Annotated in this window: 17 protein-coding genes; 6 read left to right on the forward strand and 11 right to left on the reverse strand. The window is 42.0% G+C overall.

Annotated elements, in window-relative coordinates:
• Positions 1-116 precede the first annotated feature (116 nt).
• Entirely contained in the window at positions 117-674 is a 558-nt protein-coding gene (mobA, locus tag HGT73_RS14210; RefSeq protein WP_214215915.1) for a molybdenum cofactor guanylyltransferase MobA, read from the reverse strand.
• A 98-nt stretch (positions 675-772) separates the two neighbouring features.
• Here mobA and HGT73_RS14215 point away from each other — a divergent pair, with 98 nt between their 5' ends.
• The 4 genes from HGT73_RS14215 to HGT73_RS14230 all read left to right on the forward strand — a co-directional run bounded on the left by HGT73_RS14215 (position 773) and on the right by HGT73_RS14230 (position 6,504).
• Positions 773-1,759 carry a serine/threonine protein kinase gene (locus tag HGT73_RS14215; RefSeq protein ID WP_214215916.1) on the forward strand — a complete coding sequence of 329 codons (987 nt, stop codon included), beginning with the start codon at positions 773-775 and terminating at the stop codon, positions 1,757-1,759.
• A 26-nt stretch (positions 1,760-1,785) separates the two neighbouring features.
• Entirely contained in the window at positions 1,786-2,412 is a 627-nt protein-coding gene (dsbA, locus tag HGT73_RS14220; RefSeq protein ID WP_214215917.1) for a thiol:disulfide interchange protein DsbA, read from the forward strand.
• Positions 2,413-2,740: 328 nt separating this feature from the next.
• Complete coding sequence (gene polA, locus HGT73_RS14225; protein WP_214215918.1) at positions 2,741-5,518, forward strand: DNA polymerase I; 2,778 nt, start codon at positions 2,741-2,743, stop codon at positions 5,516-5,518.
• A gap of 8 nt (positions 5,519-5,526) precedes the next feature.
• A complete protein-coding gene (locus HGT73_RS14230) occupies positions 5,527-6,504 on the forward strand; it encodes a D-cysteine desulfhydrase (protein ID WP_214215929.1) in 978 nt (325 codons plus the stop codon).
• Here the strand turns inward: HGT73_RS14230 and HGT73_RS14235 are convergent.
• The 6 genes from HGT73_RS14235 to HGT73_RS14260 form a co-directional block, all read right to left on the reverse strand.
• Positions 6,495-7,028 carry a lipocalin family protein gene (locus HGT73_RS14235; protein WP_214215919.1) on the reverse strand — a complete coding sequence of 178 codons (534 nt, stop codon included), beginning with the start codon at positions 7,026-7,028 and terminating at the stop codon, positions 6,495-6,497. The genes HGT73_RS14230 and HGT73_RS14235 overlap by 10 nt on opposite strands.
• Before the next feature lie 50 nt (positions 7,029-7,078).
• Positions 7,079-7,732: a DUF421 domain-containing protein gene (locus tag HGT73_RS14240; protein WP_241608124.1), complete on the reverse strand. Its 654-nt coding sequence runs from the start codon at positions 7,730-7,732 to the stop codon at positions 7,079-7,081.
• 119 nt (positions 7,733-7,851) lie between these two features.
• Positions 7,852-8,436 (reverse strand): YceI family protein, encoded by a 585-nt coding sequence (locus HGT73_RS14245; protein WP_214215920.1) that lies wholly within the window; start codon positions 8,434-8,436, stop codon positions 7,852-7,854.
• A gap of 164 nt (positions 8,437-8,600) precedes the next feature.
• The gene (locus HGT73_RS14250) at positions 8,601-9,887 is read right to left on the reverse strand and encodes a TonB-dependent receptor (RefSeq protein WP_214215921.1); all 1,287 of its coding nucleotides are present in this window, start codon (positions 9,885-9,887) and stop codon (positions 8,601-8,603) included.
• Positions 9,888-9,919: 32 nt separating this feature from the next.
• A complete protein-coding gene (locus HGT73_RS14255; RefSeq protein WP_214215922.1) occupies positions 9,920-11,272 on the reverse strand; it encodes an 8-oxoguanine deaminase in 1,353 nt (450 codons plus the stop codon).
• Positions 11,265-12,611 carry a nucleobase:cation symporter-2 family protein gene (locus HGT73_RS14260; RefSeq protein ID WP_214215923.1) on the reverse strand — a complete coding sequence of 449 codons (1,347 nt, stop codon included), beginning with the start codon at positions 12,609-12,611 and terminating at the stop codon, positions 11,265-11,267. Before HGT73_RS14260 ends, HGT73_RS14255 begins: the two co-directional genes overlap by 8 nt.
• Positions 12,612-12,906: 295 nt before the next feature.
• Here HGT73_RS14260 and HGT73_RS14265 point away from each other — a divergent pair, with 295 nt between their 5' ends.
• Entirely contained in the window at positions 12,907-14,043 is a 1,137-nt protein-coding gene (locus tag HGT73_RS14265) for a porin (protein ID WP_214215924.1), read from the forward strand.
• 201 nt (positions 14,044-14,244) lie between these two features.
• On the opposite strand, the gene HGT73_RS14270 is transcribed toward HGT73_RS14265, so the two are convergent.
• Positions 14,245-14,631: an RcnB family protein gene (locus HGT73_RS14270; protein WP_214215925.1), complete on the reverse strand. Its 387-nt coding sequence runs from the start codon at positions 14,629-14,631 to the stop codon at positions 14,245-14,247.
• A gap of 260 nt (positions 14,632-14,891) precedes the next feature.
• Between HGT73_RS14270 and HGT73_RS14275 the strand changes: the two genes are divergently transcribed.
• Positions 14,892-15,656, forward strand: coding sequence for an alpha/beta fold hydrolase (locus tag HGT73_RS14275; protein WP_214215926.1), 765 nt, complete (start codon positions 14,892-14,894; stop codon positions 15,654-15,656).
• Between the two features lie 137 nt (positions 15,657-15,793).
• Here HGT73_RS14275 and HGT73_RS14280 read toward each other — a convergent pair whose 3' ends face one another.
• The 3 genes from HGT73_RS14280 to HGT73_RS14290 form a co-directional block, all read right to left on the reverse strand.
• Complete coding sequence (locus HGT73_RS14280; RefSeq protein ID WP_338111628.1) at positions 15,794-16,255, reverse strand: DUF943 family protein; 462 nt, start codon at positions 16,253-16,255, stop codon at positions 15,794-15,796.
• 2 nt (positions 16,256-16,257) lie between these two features.
• On the reverse strand, positions 16,258-17,106 hold the full coding sequence (locus tag HGT73_RS14285) for a YPO3983 family protein (RefSeq protein WP_338111629.1): 849 nt from the start codon (positions 17,104-17,106) through the stop codon (positions 16,258-16,260).
• Between the two features lie 87 nt (positions 17,107-17,193).
• A complete protein-coding gene (locus HGT73_RS14290) occupies positions 17,194-17,652 on the reverse strand; it encodes a DUF943 family protein (RefSeq protein ID WP_214215928.1) in 459 nt (152 codons plus the stop codon).
• Between the last annotated feature and the right edge of the window lie 428 nt (positions 17,653-18,080).

Raw genomic sequence — 18,080 nt, forward strand, 5'->3', positions numbered from 1 at the left:
GGTGTTAGCTCATTAATTAGCCTAACCCTATTAGATCAAAGTCCTGGCCAAGAGGCCAGGACTTTGTCAGCAATCTGAGGCCATCCTTACGGATGGCCTTTTTGCATTGGAAAGTTTTATTTCAACGACGACTCATCATTAAAATTAGCAAAAGAGGGAAGTTTTTCGCTAAACATTAGAGCCGTACCGTGATCGTTAAAGAAATCTAATACTCGCCGTCTTTCTTGAGAATAAAGAAAATCGTTTAATGCCTCTCTTAATTTTCCATTAATGAGGCAAAAAAGGGGATGATCGCGGCCATTTTGAGATACCCAAGTAAGAGAAAGCTGCTTTTCCTGGGCAAAATGATAGAGTCGTTGTACGTAATTGTGTGGAAAAATTGGGCTATCACAAGGAGCAACGGCAAGCCAAGGTGATTGAATGACCTCAAGACCAACAGCAATACCGGCTAATGGACCCAGTAATTGTTTGGATCTATCTTCAATCACTGGATACCCTCTGCGTTGATAACACGAGTGGTTCCGGTTAGCGTTGATATGCAGAGTGGTCACTTGCGGTAAAAAACCTTCAATAACATGGTCGATTAAGGCTTTGCCATGCCAGACTTCTAGGCCTTTATCCCTGCCTTTCATTCTTGTTCCAGCACCACCGGCCAAAATAATACCACTGATCATAGAACTACCTTGATTTTCATGATTCGCTCAAATAGTCGGGCTGCTAGGAAGTGTTGATGGTATCCTGCTGCTCAGTTTCTTATATTATTGCAGAGATTATGACTGAACCGAGCTTTGATTTCCAAACTCTCGATCCTGAAACCGTTGTTGACTCGTTATGGAACACGGGCATACGTGTAGACTCGGGACTCACTCCACTTAATAGCTATGAAAATCGTGTTTGGCAATTAAGTGATGAAGACCGACATCGTTATGTGGCTAAATATTATCGTCCACAGCGTTGGTCGAAAGAGCAATTGAGTGAAGAACATCACTTCACGCTAGAGTTGGCTGAAGCCGGTATTTCAGTTGCTGCTCCTCTTTCTTATAACAGCTCTACGTTACAGCAAACTCAGGGAATATGGTTCGCGATCTTTCCCAGTATGGGAGGGCGCCAATACGAAATTGATAATTATGAACATCTTGAACAGGCTGCACAAACCTTAGCGCGTATTCACCAAGTTGGCCGACGAAGCCAGTTCCAATATAGGCCGACTTTGGGTCTTGAAGAATATTTCTATCAACCTTTCAACTTGTTGAGTGAAAGTCCTTTAGTGCCGACTGCGTTGAAAGCGAATTTTGTTGCAGTACTTAAAGAACTTGGTGATCAGCTTTCTACGGTCTGGCATACAAACTGGGATTCTTTGCGGTTACACGGTGATTGCCATCCTGGTAATATATTGTGGCGTGAAGGACCATTATTTGTTGATTTAGATGATGCGCGTAATGGGCCTGCTGTACAGGATTTATGGATGTTGGTCACCGGTGATCTGAATGAACAGCGAGTACAGTGGGATATTCTGCTAGAATGCTACACTGAGTTAACTGAATTCAACGTTAATGAATTGTCACTGATTGAGCCTTTACGCGCTATGCGCATGGTTTATTATCTAGCTTGGGTAGTTAGACGCTGGCAAGATCCTGCTTTTCCTAAAGCTTTTCCTTGGTTTAAAGAGGTCGATTTTTGGCATCGACAGATTACCCAGATGAGAACGCAAATTGCGTTATTACAATCGCCACCATCATTAGTGTTGTCGCAATTTTGAATTGATAACTTGGAGATAAGTCAGAAATGAAAAAAGTATTATTTGCTCTCTTTGGAGCTATGCTTGCCTTTGGGGCTTCTGCCGCAACTTTTACTGAAGGTAAACAATATGTAGCCGTAGAAAAACCGGTCAATGGTGCTCCAAAAGTGGTCGAATTTTTCTCCTTTTTCTGCCCACACTGCTACGATTTTGAACGTACTTACAAAATTAATCAGGCAGTAGAGCAAGGCTTACCTTCTAATGTCAAACTGGTTCGCTATCATGTGGATTTTCTCGGTGGCGATTATGGTCCAATCTTAACTCATGCTTGGGCGGTTGCCATCGCACTAGGTGTTGAAGATAAAGTTATGGATCCTATTTTTGATGGTATACAAAAGTCTCAAACCATTAAAGACCAAGCAAGTTTGAAGGCAGTTTTTATCAACGCAGCTGGGATCACTTCTGAAGCTTATGATGCAGCCTGGAATAGCTTTGCGGTTAAGGCTCTAATGAGTCAGCAAGAGAAAGCAGCGGTAGATTTCAACATTAATGGTGTACCTGCGTTATTTGTCGATGGTAAATATCAAATTAATAATTCCGGCCTTGATACTAGCTCTTTAGCAAATTTTGCAGCTGATTACGTTAACGTTACAAAATTTTTGTTAAATAAATAAGCGATAAGCCTCTAGATACCTTGTGATGTAGAGGCTTATTAATCAAACCAGGTAGGGAAGATCCTTTTATTCACAGAAGCATAACGCTATTACAGTGTAAATCGAGAAATAAAAACTAATTTAACTGACTGTTTTAAATGTATTTTAAATGAATGAACAGTTTGTTTCAGGTAAGTTGTAATTAACGTAATAAATAGATCCACAGAGTTATCCACAGGATCTTAACTTTACTCTTGTGTGATCAGACAAGTCAGTATCATGATCAACATTTATCCCACTCTGTGGCATGCTAACGCTTATCCACGGCCCAACGCAGAAATGAATACCTATGGCTCAAATCGCACAAAACCCGCTGATCCTTGTAGATGGCTCCTCTTATCTTTACCGCGCATTCCACGCGTTTCCTCCCCTGACAAATGGTGCGGGTGAACCGACTGGAGCGATGTATGGTGTATTAAATATGTTGCGTAGCTTATTACTGCAATATCAACCTAGCCATGTAGCTGTTGTCTTTGATGCGAAAGGAAAAACGTTTCGGGATGAGTTGTTTGCTGACTATAAATCACATCGCCCACCGATGCCGGATGACTTAAGATCGCAAATAGAACCTTTGCATCAGATGATCAAAGCGATGGGGCTTCCTTTATTAGCCGTTTCTGGTGTTGAGGCAGATGATGTCATCGGTACGATCGCACGCCAAGCGGAGAGCCAAGGCCGAGACGTACTAATCAGTACTGGTGATAAAGATATGGCTCAGTTAGTTAGCCAACATATTACCCTCATCAATACCATGAATAATACAATTCTTGGTCCTGAAGAAGTGACTGAAAAGTACGGTATTCCTCCTGAATTAATCATCGACTATCTTGCGTTGATGGGGGATTCTTCCGATAACATCCCAGGTGTTCCAGGTGTCGGTGAAAAAACGGCGCAAGCGCTCCTACAGGGATTAGGAAGTTTGCAGACTATCTACCAAGATCTGGATAATGTTGCGACGCTCAGTTTTCGGGGAGCGAAAACGATGGGTAAAAAGCTGGCAGAGCATCAAGAGATGGCGATGCTTTCTTATCAATTAGCGACGATAAAAACCGATGTTGAACTTGATTTGACCTGTGAACAGTTAACAGTTCAGCCCTTAGACCAAGGTTTATTACTCGACTTATTTGCTCGCTACGAGTTTAAACGTTGGTTAAGCGATATTGAAAAAAATATTTGGTTAAGTGGCAAGCCTACTACGTCAGTTGAAACGACCGTCACTGCTGAGATCCCTTCATCACCCGCCGTCAACTTATCGGCAGAGAATTACCAAATTATTTTACAGCAACATCAATTGGCTGAGTGGTTAGAGAAACTACAGCAAAGCGAGCTTTTCTCATTTGATTTAGAAACGACCTCTCTGGACTCTCAATCTGCAGAGATCGTTGGTCTTTCATTTGCTACTGCTGCGGGAGATGCCGCATATTTACCGGTGGGCCATGATTATTTAGATACGCCAGAACAATTAAACCGTGATCAAGTTTTAGCACAGTTTAAACCGTTGTTAGAAGATGAACATTTGGCAAAAGTGGGTCAAAATCTAAAATATGATCGGGGTGTATTGCTCAATTATGATATAGAACTAAAGGGAATTCGCTTTGATACAATGCTCGAATCCTATCTCTATAACAGTGTTGCCGGTAAGCATGATATGGATAGCCTCGCTCAGCGGTGGTTAGGTCATAAGACAATTACGTTTGAAGATATTGCAGGTAAGGGCAAGAAACAATTAACGTTTAACCAAATCTCACTGGATCAGGCTGCTCAATATGCGGCTGAAGATGCGGATGTCACTCTGCAACTTCATCAGAAAATTTGGCCTTTATTAGAACAAGAAGCCGGCCCAAAAACCATTTTTGAAGAAATTGAAATGCCGCTTGTTTCGGTAATTTCAAAAATAGAGCGTAATGGTGTGCTGATTGAACCGCTGATCCTTTCTGCACACTCTCAAGAACTTGCCCAACGATTAGATGAACTTGAGAAGAAAGCCCATGAGTTGGCGGGGGAAAGTTTTAATCTCTCTTCACCTAAACAACTCCAAACGATTTTATTTGAAAAACAGGGTATCAAGCCGACGAAGAAAACGCCTGGAGGGGCTCCCTCTACCAGTGAAGAAGTCCTGGCAGAATTAGCGTTGGATTATCCGTTACCTAAAGTGATCTTAGAACATCGTGGACTGTCGAAATTAAAATCGACCTATACTGATAAACTGCCATTAATGATAAGCCCAGTTACCGGTCGACTACACACGTCATATCATCAAGCAGTCACGGCAACAGGTAGACTGTCATCCACCGATCCGAACTTACAAAATATCCCAGTCCGCAACGACGAGGGGCGTCGTATTCGCCAAGCGTTTATTGCTGGACCAGAGCATAAGATTTTAGCCGCCGACTACTCACAAATCGAACTGCGTATTATGGCCCATCTTTCCAAAGATAAGGGACTACTCGATGCGTTTGCTAAGGGGGAAGATATCCATCGGGCTACAGCATCGGAAGTTTTTGGTATCGCCTTAGAAAAGGTTACCGGCGAGCAACGCCGTAGCGCAAAAGCAATTAACTTTGGCTTAATTTATGGGATGAGTTCATTCGGCTTATCTCGTCAGCTAGGTATTGCACCTGGTGAAGCGAAAAAGTATATGGATCTCTATTTTGAGCGCTACCCAGGTGTGCTTACCTATATGGAAACCACGCGCCAACGTGCAGCAGAAACAGGGTATGTCGAAACGATCGAAGGCCGTCGTCTTTACCTACCCGATATTAAGGCAAGTAATGCTATTCGTCGAAAGGCCGCTGAACGGGCTGCTATCAATGCTCCCATGCAAGGAACGGCAGCGGACATTATTAAACGAGCGATGATCGGTGTCGATCACTGGCTGGCGAGTCAAGATCCGAGCAGAATCAAGATGATCATGCAAGTACACGATGAATTGGTATTTGAAGTTCATCAAGACTTGATCGATATCGCGACCCAGAAAATCCGTGAAATTATGGAAAACTGTGTCACGCTCGCCATCCCTTTACAAGTCGATACGGGTGTTGGTGATAACTGGGATCAGGCGCATTAAGCGAGGAGATAAGCATAATGTTATTAGATAATTTTCCAAAAATAGAGTTGGTTGGTGCGCCAACACCGATTGAATATTTACCAAGACTTTCCGACTATGCAGAACGCGATATTTATATTAAACGTGATGATCTAACGCCCCTAGGACTAGGGGGAAATAAACTGCGTAAATTAGAGTTTCTTGCAGCCGAAGCGCTGCAAGAAGGAGCAGATGTATTGTTAACGGCCGGCGCAATACAATCTAATCATGTGCGACAAACTGCGGCAGTAGCCGCTAAGCTCGGACTTAAATGTATGGCGATTTTAGAAAATCCCTTACAGGATGCGAGCGATAACTACCAGCAAAATGGTAACCGTTTATTGTTAGACTTATTAGGGGTGAATATAGTCCCCGCTCATCTCGATACTTCTCTTGCTGAACAGTTAATTGCACAAGCTGACTTACTTCAGGCCCAAGGATTCCGTCCCTATATCGTGCCGGTAGGGGGCTCTAATGTGTTAGGGTGTTTAGGGTATATTGGTTGCGCGCAAGAAATTGCACATCAAGTTGCAGATATTCCCGATTTAGCTTCGGTCGTGGTGGCGTCTGGGAGCGGTGGAACACATGCCGGTTTATCGGTGGGCTTAGAGCACTATCTCCCGAACGTTTCTCTAGTGGGCGTTACGGTATCAAGAAGTGTTGTTCAGCAAAAGCCTCTTGTGGAAGCGTTACGTCAAGATGTCGCTAAGACTCTCGGTGTATCACTGAAACAGCCAGTCGAGCTTTGGGATGATTTCTATAAACCGGGTTACGGCTATACCAACGATACCGGAAATGATGCACTGAATTTACTGGCACAGCTGGAGGGGATCTTCCTTGACCCCGTTTATACTGCTAAAGCAATGGCTGGGCTTTTAACCGGCATCACCACTCAACGGTTCGCACAAGATGGCGCACTGTTGTTTGTTCATACGGGTGGTGCACCGGCTTTATTTGCTTACTCCTGATCGGTCCAAAGTAACTGGTCAATCGCAAACCCCGCCTGCTTTGCTTTAGTTAATAGCATTTGGCGCTTTGCCGGCGTTAAATGAGGCTGGCGGGAAAGTATCCATAAATAGCTTCTGTCTGGGCCGCAGACCAATGCTGTTTGGTAGTCATCATCCAAGGCAATCACGTTATAACTCGCGTAAAAGGGCCCGAAGAAAGAGACTTTCAATGCCGCACGATCTTGGCTACCGGTAAATTTAGCTTTTCCTACACTCTCTGACCATTGGCCTTTTTTAGGATTAAAGCCCCGATTAATGACGGTTACTGTACCATCTTGTTGTAGTTGATAGGTTGCAGTAACATGGGTTAATCCTTTTTCAAAACGATTCTCCAGTCTTGCGACTTCAAACCATTTCCCTTGGTATTTTTGGATAGTAAAGCCAGTAACTGGTTTAATTCCCTTAGGGGGCGTTAGGTTTTGACACGCGGCTAACAGCATGACGGAACCTAGGCCTACAAGGGGAAATAGTAGCTTATTTTTCATTTCTACTGCGCCTTCATTAAACGTTTTAAACAGGCCTTTGCCTCTCTATTTTAAATACTCTTTTTGGAGCCATCATAGAGATGCAACACTAGTTCACTTTTCCAAAATTCACCTAAAAAGATATCCTCTAGTGAAAAGTTACTGTCCTGTAACTTTGTTCTTAGCCACTCTTCATCTTTTGCAATAATTTCCAAGCCATGTTGCCTAATTTCACCGGCTTTTATCAGTAAAACTGAAAACATACTTGCTTCTTTAGTGATGACACTCAGTTGTCCACCGGGCTCGACTTGTGCATACCTTACCTCCTCAAAAGAGTTGATCCCCATTGAGTGTAGCTGGGAGGTAAGGCTTACAATGTCGAGTTTATTACGGCTTTTTAAAATATTATCAAGGATAAAATTTCCATTTTTCATAATCGGAATAGGGTCTCCGATCGTGATGGTACGTATCATCGATATGTGCTTACTTGCGAAATTCAAGGCACTAATGAGTAAGACGCCAAGCAGTAATAAAATAACGTATTGTTGGAGCGGAATTGTATCACTGTAAATGACACCACCGATGATTCCACCTAGCACAAAGTTGCCAATGAAATCGATAGGTGTCATCTGTGAAAGTTGCGTTTTTCCAGTAATATTGAGGTGAGCAATTAATACACAAAAGCCGATTAAAAGTTTGAGGAAGGTGAATTCGTAATACGCCACAAATTGTCCTTAATGTTTCAGTCAACGAATGACACTAAGGATAATACAAATTTTTATTTGGGATAGAGGTAGAAACAAATTGTTCCCAATAAACATATTTATTGGGAACGGCGATAGCACTATTGAGCGTAGGCTTCAGTAGAAATTGTCAGGGTGATGGCATCACTTACCGCAGGAACATATTTATCAATACCAAAGGCTGAGCGTTGTAACGTACCTGTAGCATTAAATCCGACCGCTTGTTTTTTCACCATTGCTTGCTCACCGATCTTATTCAGGGTTGCATGCAAGGTTACCGGCTTTGTGACCCCTTTCAGCGTTAAATTACCTTCGACATCATAGCGATGTTCACCGCGTGAGATGACTTTTGTACTAGTAAAGGTTGCAGTGGAATATTTTGCAGTATCAAAATAGTCACTTCCTTGAAATTCTTTGGTCAGTGCTGGAACGTGAGTATCGATATTACTTACAGGAATAGACACGTTAACTGAAGACCCAGCTGGATGCTGTGGATCAAACTTAATCACGCCAGTTGCACCAGGAATTACGGCAGTAGGGTGTGAAAAACCAAAGTGATCCCAACTGACCACGATAGACGTATGGGGAGAATCAAGCTGATAATCGACGACTGCTGCTTGTGATGCCGCACTATATAAAACGCCTGATGCGACGAGAGGTAACAGGAGTGATGTTATTTTTTTCATTATTTTTCTATCCTCAATAAAGTTAAGTTAATTAAGCATGGCTTATTTATTGAATTACGGATAGTTAATAGTTTTGTTCTTTTTATTCAAATAAATTGTTCAAAATTAGTGCGAAAGATCAAAGAGGCGATGATATGGGTGCCCACTTGGGCACCCGGTAGGTATTAAAAATCGTATTGCAGCGCAACGCGGTTCTGCCAGAAATTTTTGGCATACATCGGAGATGTTTGAACACCGACAAAGTCCGTGAGACTGAGACCTTTTAATGCGCCATCAAAGCTGTAAATACCGTAAATTAGGTACTCTGATTGACGCAAACTTCCATGGCTGCTCGCAGGCTTGAGATCCATCCATGAGTAACGAGAACCAATAGTTACTTGTTCCGTAGCATTGTAATTTAAGCTAGTAGCCCAAGCATTACCATTACCTAAATCTTGAGTACTGGTAAAGAACGGCTGTGCAAAATAAGGGCCTGACGACGTGTTATGAGAATATGGGGTGACCAATGGATATTTGTAGCCGCTGGCGTTATTCGCTAAGTAGTCATAGCCGACTTTCCAGTTTAGACTGCTTAGTAAGTTTAAAGAGAGCTGCCAGCCGATACTTTGGCTATTAACTGGGCCAGCTAAGTCTTTTCCATTTCCTGTTCCGCGAATATATTGTAGCCCTAAGTCTGGTTGTAAAGGGGCTTGATTCCATTGGGCATGACCTTCAGTGTAGAAAATATCGCTATAATCATTATAGTTTTCATACCAAGCGACCCCTTTCAAATGAACATCATTAACATCCCAGTGATGGCCTGCCCCTAATGACCACATACCATTAGTTTTATCTTCGGTATTGTAAGCGGTATAACGCTGTTGACGATCGGTTCCCCAAGATTTGTAACGGAAGACTTTGGTTGCTCGAATAAAATCTTCGTCATGGCCGTATTGGGCATCAATAGCTTGATAAATAATAGGAGTGATACGCCAATCATAATTCCCTAAAAAGGGAGTATTCAGCTGTTGGTTACCTGCAGTGATACGAAAATCATCGTGACGCCATTGTAACCACGCCTCACCAATATTAGTTTGGTTATCACCCAGCTCCGTCACTGTCCGACTTGCTGCGCCGTGATCGATACCGCGCACAAAAATGCCACTCACACCTAGATTAAATCCATCAAGAGGTGCCGTTTCATATTTTAAAAAGCCACCGTAACTGACGGTATCTTGATTAAGCCCCTGAACAAAATAGGCATTGTGTGTTGAGTAGTAGACTGAACGGAGGCTGCCACTGACTTTACCTTGCGTAATAGCATCTTCAAGGGTCGAGGCAGAAGAATCATCACTGGTCGTAGCATAGCTGCAAAGCGGCAGTAAAGCGCTTAACATTAGACAACCTGTAATACGGCGATAATGTTTACCAGATAATATTTTTTTTTGTAGCGATGATGTTGAAGCGTGCATATGTTATTCCCGACTTAAATAAAAAATTATTGTTATAAATTGACCAATTTTTTAGCGGCAGTTCGATGTTGATTAAGTAGTGCATGGAGATCCATGTTGACTATTTCACCGTTAACTACCCGCCAATTTCCAGCTACCATCACGCGATCGGCACGTTCAGCACCACACAGCAGTAAGGCAGCAAGAGGATCATGGCTCCCGCTAAAACGTATATCTTCTAATGTGAATAATGCGAAATCCGCTTGTTTACCGACCTTAATTTCCCCAATATCTCCCCGACCTAATGTTTTAGCTCCTCCTCGTGTTGCCCAACCCAAGACGACTTCTGGCGTAATCGTTTGCGTGCCGTAGCGTAATCGCTGTAAATAAAGTGCTTGCCGAGCTTCATACATCATATTAGAAGCATCATTGGAGGCAGAACCATCGACACCTAAACTAATGATAGCGCCGGCATCAGACAGTTCTTTTGTCCGGCAGATCCCCGAAGCAAGCCGCATATTAGAAACTGGACAATGGCTAATGGCAACGCCTTCTTTCCCTAAACGTGCAATTTCTTCATCATTAAAATGAATACCATGTGCTAACCACGTTCGATGATTTAACCAACCGACAGATTCTAAGTAGTCAACCGTCCGTAAGCCGAAACGTTCTAGGCAAAAAGTCTCTTCGTCTAAGGTTTCAGCTAAATGGGTATGCAGTCGAACATTTTTCTCTTTCGCCATTTTGGCGCTTTCTTGCATAATTTCTGGGGTTACCGAAAAAGGCGAGCAGGGCGCGAGCGCAATATTGATCATCGCGCCGTCATCTGCATCATGGTAACGATCAATTAAACGCAGGCTATCTTGCAAGATAACCTCAGCCGCTTGTACTGTCTGTTCCGGGGGTAATCCCCCTGATTTCTCGCCTAAACTCATTGAACCACGACTTAGTGTCGCACGCATCCCGAGATGGTTGACTGCTGATACTTGAATATCGATAGCGTCTTCCATTCCATTAGGAAAAAGATAGTGGTGGTCGCTGGTGGTTGTACATCCTGATAGCAGGAGTTCAGCTAATGCGACCTCACTACCAAGACGTAACGCTTTTGGGGTTAGCTTCGCCCAAATAGGGTAGAGTGTTTTTAACCAAGGAAATAGTGGTTGATTAACAACGGGTCCCCAAGCACGAGTCAAGGTTTGATAAAAATGGTGATGGGTATTAATGAGTCCAGGAAGCACGACATGTTGGCGTGCGTCAAAAATCGTATCGCAAGGGGACGAAGGAGATTGATGAGGCGCCAGTACCTCAATAATTTTTCCCGCTTCGACAACTATCCCGTTAGTCACAATTTGTTCAGTGCCATCAAAGCAGGCTAAAGGTTGTTTGATCCATACACGGTTAGTCATGATTAACATCCTTTGTTTTAGGTAAAATAAGATTGAGTAATATGGCTAGTGCACCACCGCTCGTGACGGCATTTTGAAAGAGAGTTTGAAAGAACTGGGGCATGGCTTTTAAAAAATCGGGTTGCGATTCGATGCCTAATCCAATACCGAAAGCGAGTGCAATGATAAGCATACTGCGGCTGTCTAACGTTTCACGGGTCATAATACGAATTCCTGCCGCGACGACGCTCCCAAACATCACTAAGGTTGCACCGCCCAGTACAGGCTTTGGTAGCTGTTCAAGGAGTTGACTAAATTGTGGGAACAGCCCTAAAAGAATAAATAAGCCACCAATCCATATTCCGGCGTAACGACTAGCGACTTGTGTCATTTGAATCACACCGTTGTTTTGAGCAAAGGTGGTATTGGGGAAGGAAGAGAAGATAGCTGCCACTAAACAGCTCACACCGTCACCGAGGATGCCCCCACGAATTCGTTTCTGGAAATCTGGGCCGACAAGAGGTTGCTTCGATAGCATACAGTTAGCCGTTAAATCACCCACTGTTTCAATAATCGAAATCAATGACACTAGCGCAATAGGAATAAACATAGACCACGAGAAATTTATTCCAAAACGAAAAGGGATAGGTAAAGCGGGCAATAGGGAATGAGTAAAGTGTGGGTGAAACTTACCTAACGTTATCGCGAACAGGGTTCCGGCAACAATACCGACAATAATACTGGAGAGTTTGCACCAAGGATGGCGGCTACAATTCATTAAAACGATAATGGTAAGAGTGAAAAGGCCTAGTCCTAAATTATGAGGGGCTGCAAAATCAGGTGCGCCAAATCCACCTCCCCAATCACTAATGCTGACTTTAATTAGGCTAATCCCGATAAGCACAATCACAATACCGGTAACTAGAGGTGTTAATACGCGAGAGAAAGTATGAATAAATTGGCTAACAATCAATGGGATAATGGCAGAAACGAGCGTACAACCAAAGATCATAGCCAGTATCTGCTCTGGGTCAGCACCTTGCTGTTTGAGTAATAGGCCGCCTGCAATAATGACGCCGAGAAAAGCGAAGCTCGTTCCCTGTAAGCAGATCATTCCCGCGCCGATATTGCGGAAACGGACAGCTTGTATGACCGTTCCTATACCCGAAGCGAATAATGACATACTAATAAGATAGGGTAACCAGTCGGTGAGTCCTAGAGCATTTCCAATAATTAAGGGGGGCGTCACAATACCAACAATACTCGCTAACATATGCTGGACCGCGGTACAAACAGCAGGTATGAAAGGTAATCGGTCGTTGAGTCCATAAATCAGAGGTTCATCATTATTTTTTTGCATCGGCGTATTTCCATAGTTTTTTTTCTTAATCAGCAAAAACTATTCCAAAACTTTTAGGTATAAAAAAATTCAGATAAAAGCTAATAAATAAAGGGAGTTAGCGGGGTAGGGGTATTTTTCAATTCGTAATTATTGATTCAGTTTGGCTATTTTTGAGACTTATTAGGTCACCTTGCACTACATAGGTGCGCACTAATTAGGAATTTTCTCATTAGGTCATAATTTTGTCATAAAGTGTCGTGATAATCATCCTGCTCGACAATTTCAGTTTTTTTATTACAGGATAATTAAATTAATGAAAACGCGTCTTTTTTCGCCATCTATCTTGGCGTTATGTTTGATGGGATTACCAGCGGTCAGCCAGGCAGAAATTACACTTTTAAAACAAGATCCACAGGCAACTGATCCACTAAGTCGTTTGAATGTTAAAGTAGGCGGTAGTATTCGTCCCCAGTTTAACCATATAACGGGTGTCAATGATAAATCTTTTCGACGTAACGGATTCGATGGCGGGACGCGGTTTCGCTTTAGTGTCGATTATGCACTAACACAAGATATTAATTGGATTAACTACTACGAGCTTGGCGTCAATATCCCTAAAGTCTTCAACTGGGACCATCATTACGCGACGGGAGCCAACAATACAACTCGTCGTCAATGGTTTACCGGTTTTAAAAGCCAACAATATGGTCAATTAACGTTCGGTCAGCAAAACAGTGTCTACTATGATGTGGTCGGCGCGAAGACGGATACATGGGATGATGACATGTTAGCCCAAGCACCGGGTAACGGTGTGAATGGTGACTATGATGGTTCTTATCGTTCTCGGAAAATGCTGAAGTATAAAGGTACGGTGGGTAATGCCGATATTTATGCATCGTATCTCTTCAGTGATCATCCGATTTTCACTAGCGAAAAAATGTTTTATAAGCGTAAAGGCGCTGGCTCAGTGGGTGTTGATTATCACCTGACCAAAGATTTATCGTGGGGGACTGCGTGGAACTATACTAAAGCGCAAGTTTCCAACCATAATGGACAGAGTAAAAATTATAACCAAAATATTATGGGAACGTCTTTAGGTTGGACCCCAGGAAATTGGACAGTTTCTGCGGGCGCCGGGTTCTATCAAAACTTCCTGAAGACAAAACTGAGAAATACTGACCACTACTTTGCTGGTGACGCTTGGGGTGTGGAGTATTTTGCTGGATATAAATTCCCTGTTAAGCAAATGGGCATCAAAGCGATTATGCCTTATGCAATGGGAGATCGTCTTGAGTATGTCAATGGTCGTAATTATCAACGTATTGATAATGGCGTAGGTGTGGCAATCTTTGCGAATTATGGCTTCCGTGTCGATTATGAGCATGTGTTTACCTCTACGACAGATAAGCAAGGTGATCTGAACCTCGTGCGCTTACGCTACGACTTCTAATTATAAGCCCTCAGTATATTAATACTGAGGGCTTGTTTCTGACAAAGGAAAATCGGTCGATTAATTATTACTGCTGTAATGCATCAGTAAGATTGTAAATAGAGGTCGATATTTTCTCATTTCCCTTACCCCTAAATCTTTTTCCCATCTTATCTAACAGCCTTTACCTAATTCAGGCTGCCTAGCCTGAGGTAGAGTTTACTAGTGGTGCATGCCATTAAGAATAATTGACGTAATAATCCCAGTAGTCGCGGCAACCAGTAGGTAATTACCATCAATATAGGCCCAGTGTTGGCCTGGCGGTGGAGAAGGGAGTCCGCGATCGTGCCAATCGTCAACGCGATAGTCGGGACCGCGAAAATCTTCAGGTACTGGACGGCCGCGATCAAAGTTATGTCCTTGATAAGCGAAGTGCCGAGGGCTGTTATTGTGGCGATATTGACCTTGAGGAGAACCTCCACCGTCATAGCCACCACCGGGGCCTTCACCAGGACCGCCTCCTGGGCCATCCGCTAAAACAGATTGGCTCATCATTAATGCTGAGAGCGATAAAAGAGACAGCGTTTTCCAATTAGCGAATAATTTCATAGTAACTCCAAAGTAATCCTAATTATGGATTAACAGCTTCGATAAACATGAACATCATTTAATAATAGTCAGTGTAGGTGATGGCATGTCAGTCGATTTAGAACAAGTGACAGGATTGCCATAAAGAGTATGACAAAGCATGTCAATCTTAACGAATTTCAGTGAATTGAGAAAAAAAGACACATCTTGTTGTATAAAACATCGGTGATAGTCAAAAGAACGATTACGTTTAGAGTAAGAATACTCACTCTATTGAGGCTATGATGATATTAACATCGATTCAGAAAGGAAATCCGCAACACCTACCATTAGTCTTTATGCACTATTTAGGCGGCTCTGCACATACGTGGCTCCCTGTGATGGAGGCTCTGTCTAAACACTATTACTGTATTTCGCTAGATATGCCTGGGTTTGGTGACTCAGCCTCGCAATCTCCTGCTCGAATTATGCAACAGGCAGAATGGGTAAGAGAGACACTGAACGATATAGGCATCGTCGTTAGGCCTTGGTTAATTGGGCACTCAATGACTGGGAAGTTAGCAGCTGTTATGGCACTTCAAACGCCAGAACAAGTTGCTGGTGTCATATTAACGGCTCCTTCACCTTTGTGCCCGCAACCAATGACCGATCAACAATTTGCTATGCAATATGAGTGGCAAGCAACGCAAGAACATGCCGAAAAATTTGTTGCAGGATCTCATCAGAAGCCACTCGCCGATGCTGTTTTACAGCGCATCATCAATGATGTGCTTAGGGCAAATCCCGCCGCATTTCCTTATTGGGCAAAAACGGCAAGCCAAGAAAATTTTGAGCATCGCTACCCAAATGTGTCCCTTCCCGCTTTATTGCTGTTGGGAGAAAAAGACGATAACGTTCCTCGTTTTCCACAGCAGCTAGCCTCCACCTTACATCAGTTTTCACCTTACGAGTATGAGGTGATCGAAGGATGTGGACACTTACTGCCATTGGAGGCGACAGAAGAGCTCGCGGCAATTATTGAGGCTTTTATCAAAAAATATCCGTAACCATTAGGCCGTCCTCGTGGTAGCGTATTATTGCGAGGGCAGGTGTAGAAACAAGTAATAACAAACTCAAGGATATTGATTTAAAGATTGATCAATATCCTCATAACTCGCCTTACTTTAGCAATACTTTATCTCATTCACTGATATTTTCTCATCTTGTAGTAACCGTCTTGAGTTATACGGTATATTCCGCTATCGACCCAGAATTCTAAACCAGAATTTTTCCCGTTTTTTACGGAAAGAAGTGCGTTTTTATCGATACAGTTTTTGGGTAATACGACATCTCTAAAACAAAGACTGTCGTAGCCATCTGTCTCTTTATAGCCATCACCAAAATCCCAAAATATTACTGTGAATGATCCCTGTGTATCTGATTGAGGAATGCCATAATTTTCTTTTAAATACTGTTTGTGGTCTAGCCACCATTTTATTCTTTTTTTATCAGAGTAAGGAAAGTTCCTCACTAATACTGAGCTAAAGCCATTATTATTGTGTATGGCAATGATTGCTACAGGAGCTGTATCAATCATTATTCGATAATATAAAAAAGCGGAAAGAGTAATAATAATGGAAAAAATAAATTTTGTTTTTATTGACACAATTATATGCTCCCGGAAATTTCAATCGTGGTGTGCATATTGGTCATAAACAGTTTGAAGCCAAATTGGTCGTACCGTTGTAGAACAAACCAGAGACGAAAAAATTGGAATTGGCTGAATCGAGTGTTCATTATATCGTCATTATCGAGTCCGAAGTGATCCTGCACGTTGTAGTGTATTTCTGCCCTAAATCGGTTATGTTTGATATTTAACGATTTTAGCGTGATATATGTAGACCAAGTGTCGTGAACACTGATTCCCATACCGTTGTAGTGATCTTGTAGTCTATCGAATTTAGGTAATTTACCTAACGATACTGCTTTGCTTAATTCGTTTTTCATTTCAATTGGGTAAGTTAATTTTTCCCAATTGATATTACTTTCTATAGCTTTAGTAATTAAAATACGTGTACTGTTGTCGTATGATTTATCACCTAATATCTGCTCCTCTAATGCCCTGTCTAACAATCTATCCGTGAAGGGTTTGCCATCACTATATTGCATATGGGTTATCATTTTCCCGATCACCTGCTTATAGGGGCCGTAAAAAGAGAATATGCGAGATAACCTACGGAACTCATCGAATAATAGGTCGCTACAGTGCTGCCGAGTTATCTTTTCGCTCTGGCCACGGAGATTACAACAGAACATCGATTGTGGTTGGTTCATAGAATTTCGTCGAGTGAGCGTATAAGGATCAACGATGTCAGAGACATAATTAAGTCGGTATTGTGAGATCAACTGCGCTGCAGTAAGGTCTCCATAGCGCATGTCTCTAGCACCGTAATCATCCCTTTTATTTCGGGTTTTGAAAATAAGTATCGGAAAAGAGAGTGTGGGCATAGAGAACATTCCTTGTTCAAGGATGAAATAATAAGACTTTACTAATATATGATTATTATCATACAAGTCTATAGCTTCTTACATGGGAAATATTTATCAATTCACTTTCTTAATTTTATTATTACTCTCTATTTTGTACTCTCCACTACTCACAGTGAAGATAGTCCCTCTGTTTTTGCTATAAGTTACTGAAAATATTTTTTCTTTATCAATACAGTTCTTAGGTGGTTTCATATCGATAAAGCAAAGTCTATCATATTTCCCTTTTTCTTTATAACCTTTAGAAATTGAGAAAAATACTATGGAAAAACCACCATAAGGTGCCGGTAATGGAATTCCGTATTGTCTTGCGAGTGAATCTTTATTTTCTATCCACCATGCTATTTTATTACTTTTACTGATGGGGAAGTTTTTTACTAAGACAAAGCTATAGTTTTCGTCTTGATGTATGGCTACTATCTCTACTGGACGATGATTTACTATAAAAATATAATAAAAGAGAATGCAGATGATAATTAATAGTAGTAAAAAATATTTTTTATATATTGATTTCACTGTATATCCTGATGAGTAAGTATTTTATATTAAAATTTATCTGAGATATTCATCAAAACTATAAAAATAGAATGTACTTAAGAAAACCGACTCAATTCATTGACTGATAGGGAAAGACAATGTTGGCGAGTTATCTTTTTTCTCTGACTATTGAGATCACAGTAAGATATTGGTCGTGGTTGATGCATAGAATTTTGTCGGGTGATCCTATAAGCACTCAACGGTACCAGAGAGATATAAGAGAATAACGGTATCGTAGTAAGATCCCCGTAGCGCACACGATTAGTATCGCGGTATTCCATTTTATAAGTGTATCGATAGTATATTTTCCTAACATCGTGGTATGTGATGTGGTAATCCCCCCGAAAAACCGGTGTGTTCATAAGTAGAATTTTCTCGTAATCTGAACAGGGGAGATCTCTATGAAA

This window comes from Rosenbergiella australiborealis (assembly GCF_018494035.1).
GTDB lineage: Bacteria > Pseudomonadota > Gammaproteobacteria > Enterobacterales > Enterobacteriaceae > Rosenbergiella > Rosenbergiella australiborealis.

Excerpts from the sequence above, each read along its gene's own strand:
- HGT73_RS14265 (WP_214215924.1), top strand. The coding sequence starts at position 12,907 with ATGAAAACGCGTCTTTTTTCGCCATCTATCTTGGCGTTATGTTTGATG.
- HGT73_RS14270 (WP_214215925.1), bottom strand. The coding sequence starts at position 14,631 with ATGAAATTATTCGCTAATTGGAAAACGCTGTCTCTTTTATCGCTCTCA.
- HGT73_RS14215 (WP_214215916.1), top strand. The coding sequence starts at position 773 with ATGACTGAACCGAGCTTTGATTTCCAAACTCTCGATCCTGAAACCGTT.
- HGT73_RS14285 (WP_338111629.1), bottom strand. The coding sequence starts at position 17,106 with ATGTTCTCTATGCCCACACTCTCTTTTCCGATACTTATTTTCAAAACC.
- HGT73_RS14275 (WP_214215926.1), top strand. The coding sequence starts at position 14,892 with ATGATGATATTAACATCGATTCAGAAAGGAAATCCGCAACACCTACCA.
- mobA (WP_214215915.1), bottom strand. The coding sequence starts at position 674 with ATGATCAGTGGTATTATTTTGGCCGGTGGTGCTGGAACAAGAATGAAA.
- HGT73_RS14235 (WP_214215919.1), bottom strand. The coding sequence starts at position 7,028 with ATGAAAAATAAGCTACTATTTCCCCTTGTAGGCCTAGGTTCCGTCATG.
- HGT73_RS14245 (WP_214215920.1), bottom strand. The coding sequence starts at position 8,436 with ATGAAAAAAATAACATCACTCCTGTTACCTCTCGTCGCATCAGGCGTT.
- dsbA (WP_214215917.1), top strand. The coding sequence starts at position 1,786 with ATGAAAAAAGTATTATTTGCTCTCTTTGGAGCTATGCTTGCCTTTGGG.
- polA (WP_214215918.1), top strand. The coding sequence starts at position 2,741 with ATGGCTCAAATCGCACAAAACCCGCTGATCCTTGTAGATGGCTCCTCT.
- HGT73_RS14250 (WP_214215921.1), bottom strand. The coding sequence starts at position 9,887 with ATGCACGCTTCAACATCATCGCTACAAAAAAAAATATTATCTGGTAAA.
- HGT73_RS14260 (WP_214215923.1), bottom strand. The coding sequence starts at position 12,611 with ATGCAAAAAAATAATGATGAACCTCTGATTTATGGACTCAACGACCGA.
- HGT73_RS14255 (WP_214215922.1), bottom strand. The coding sequence starts at position 11,272 with ATGACTAACCGTGTATGGATCAAACAACCTTTAGCCTGCTTTGATGGC.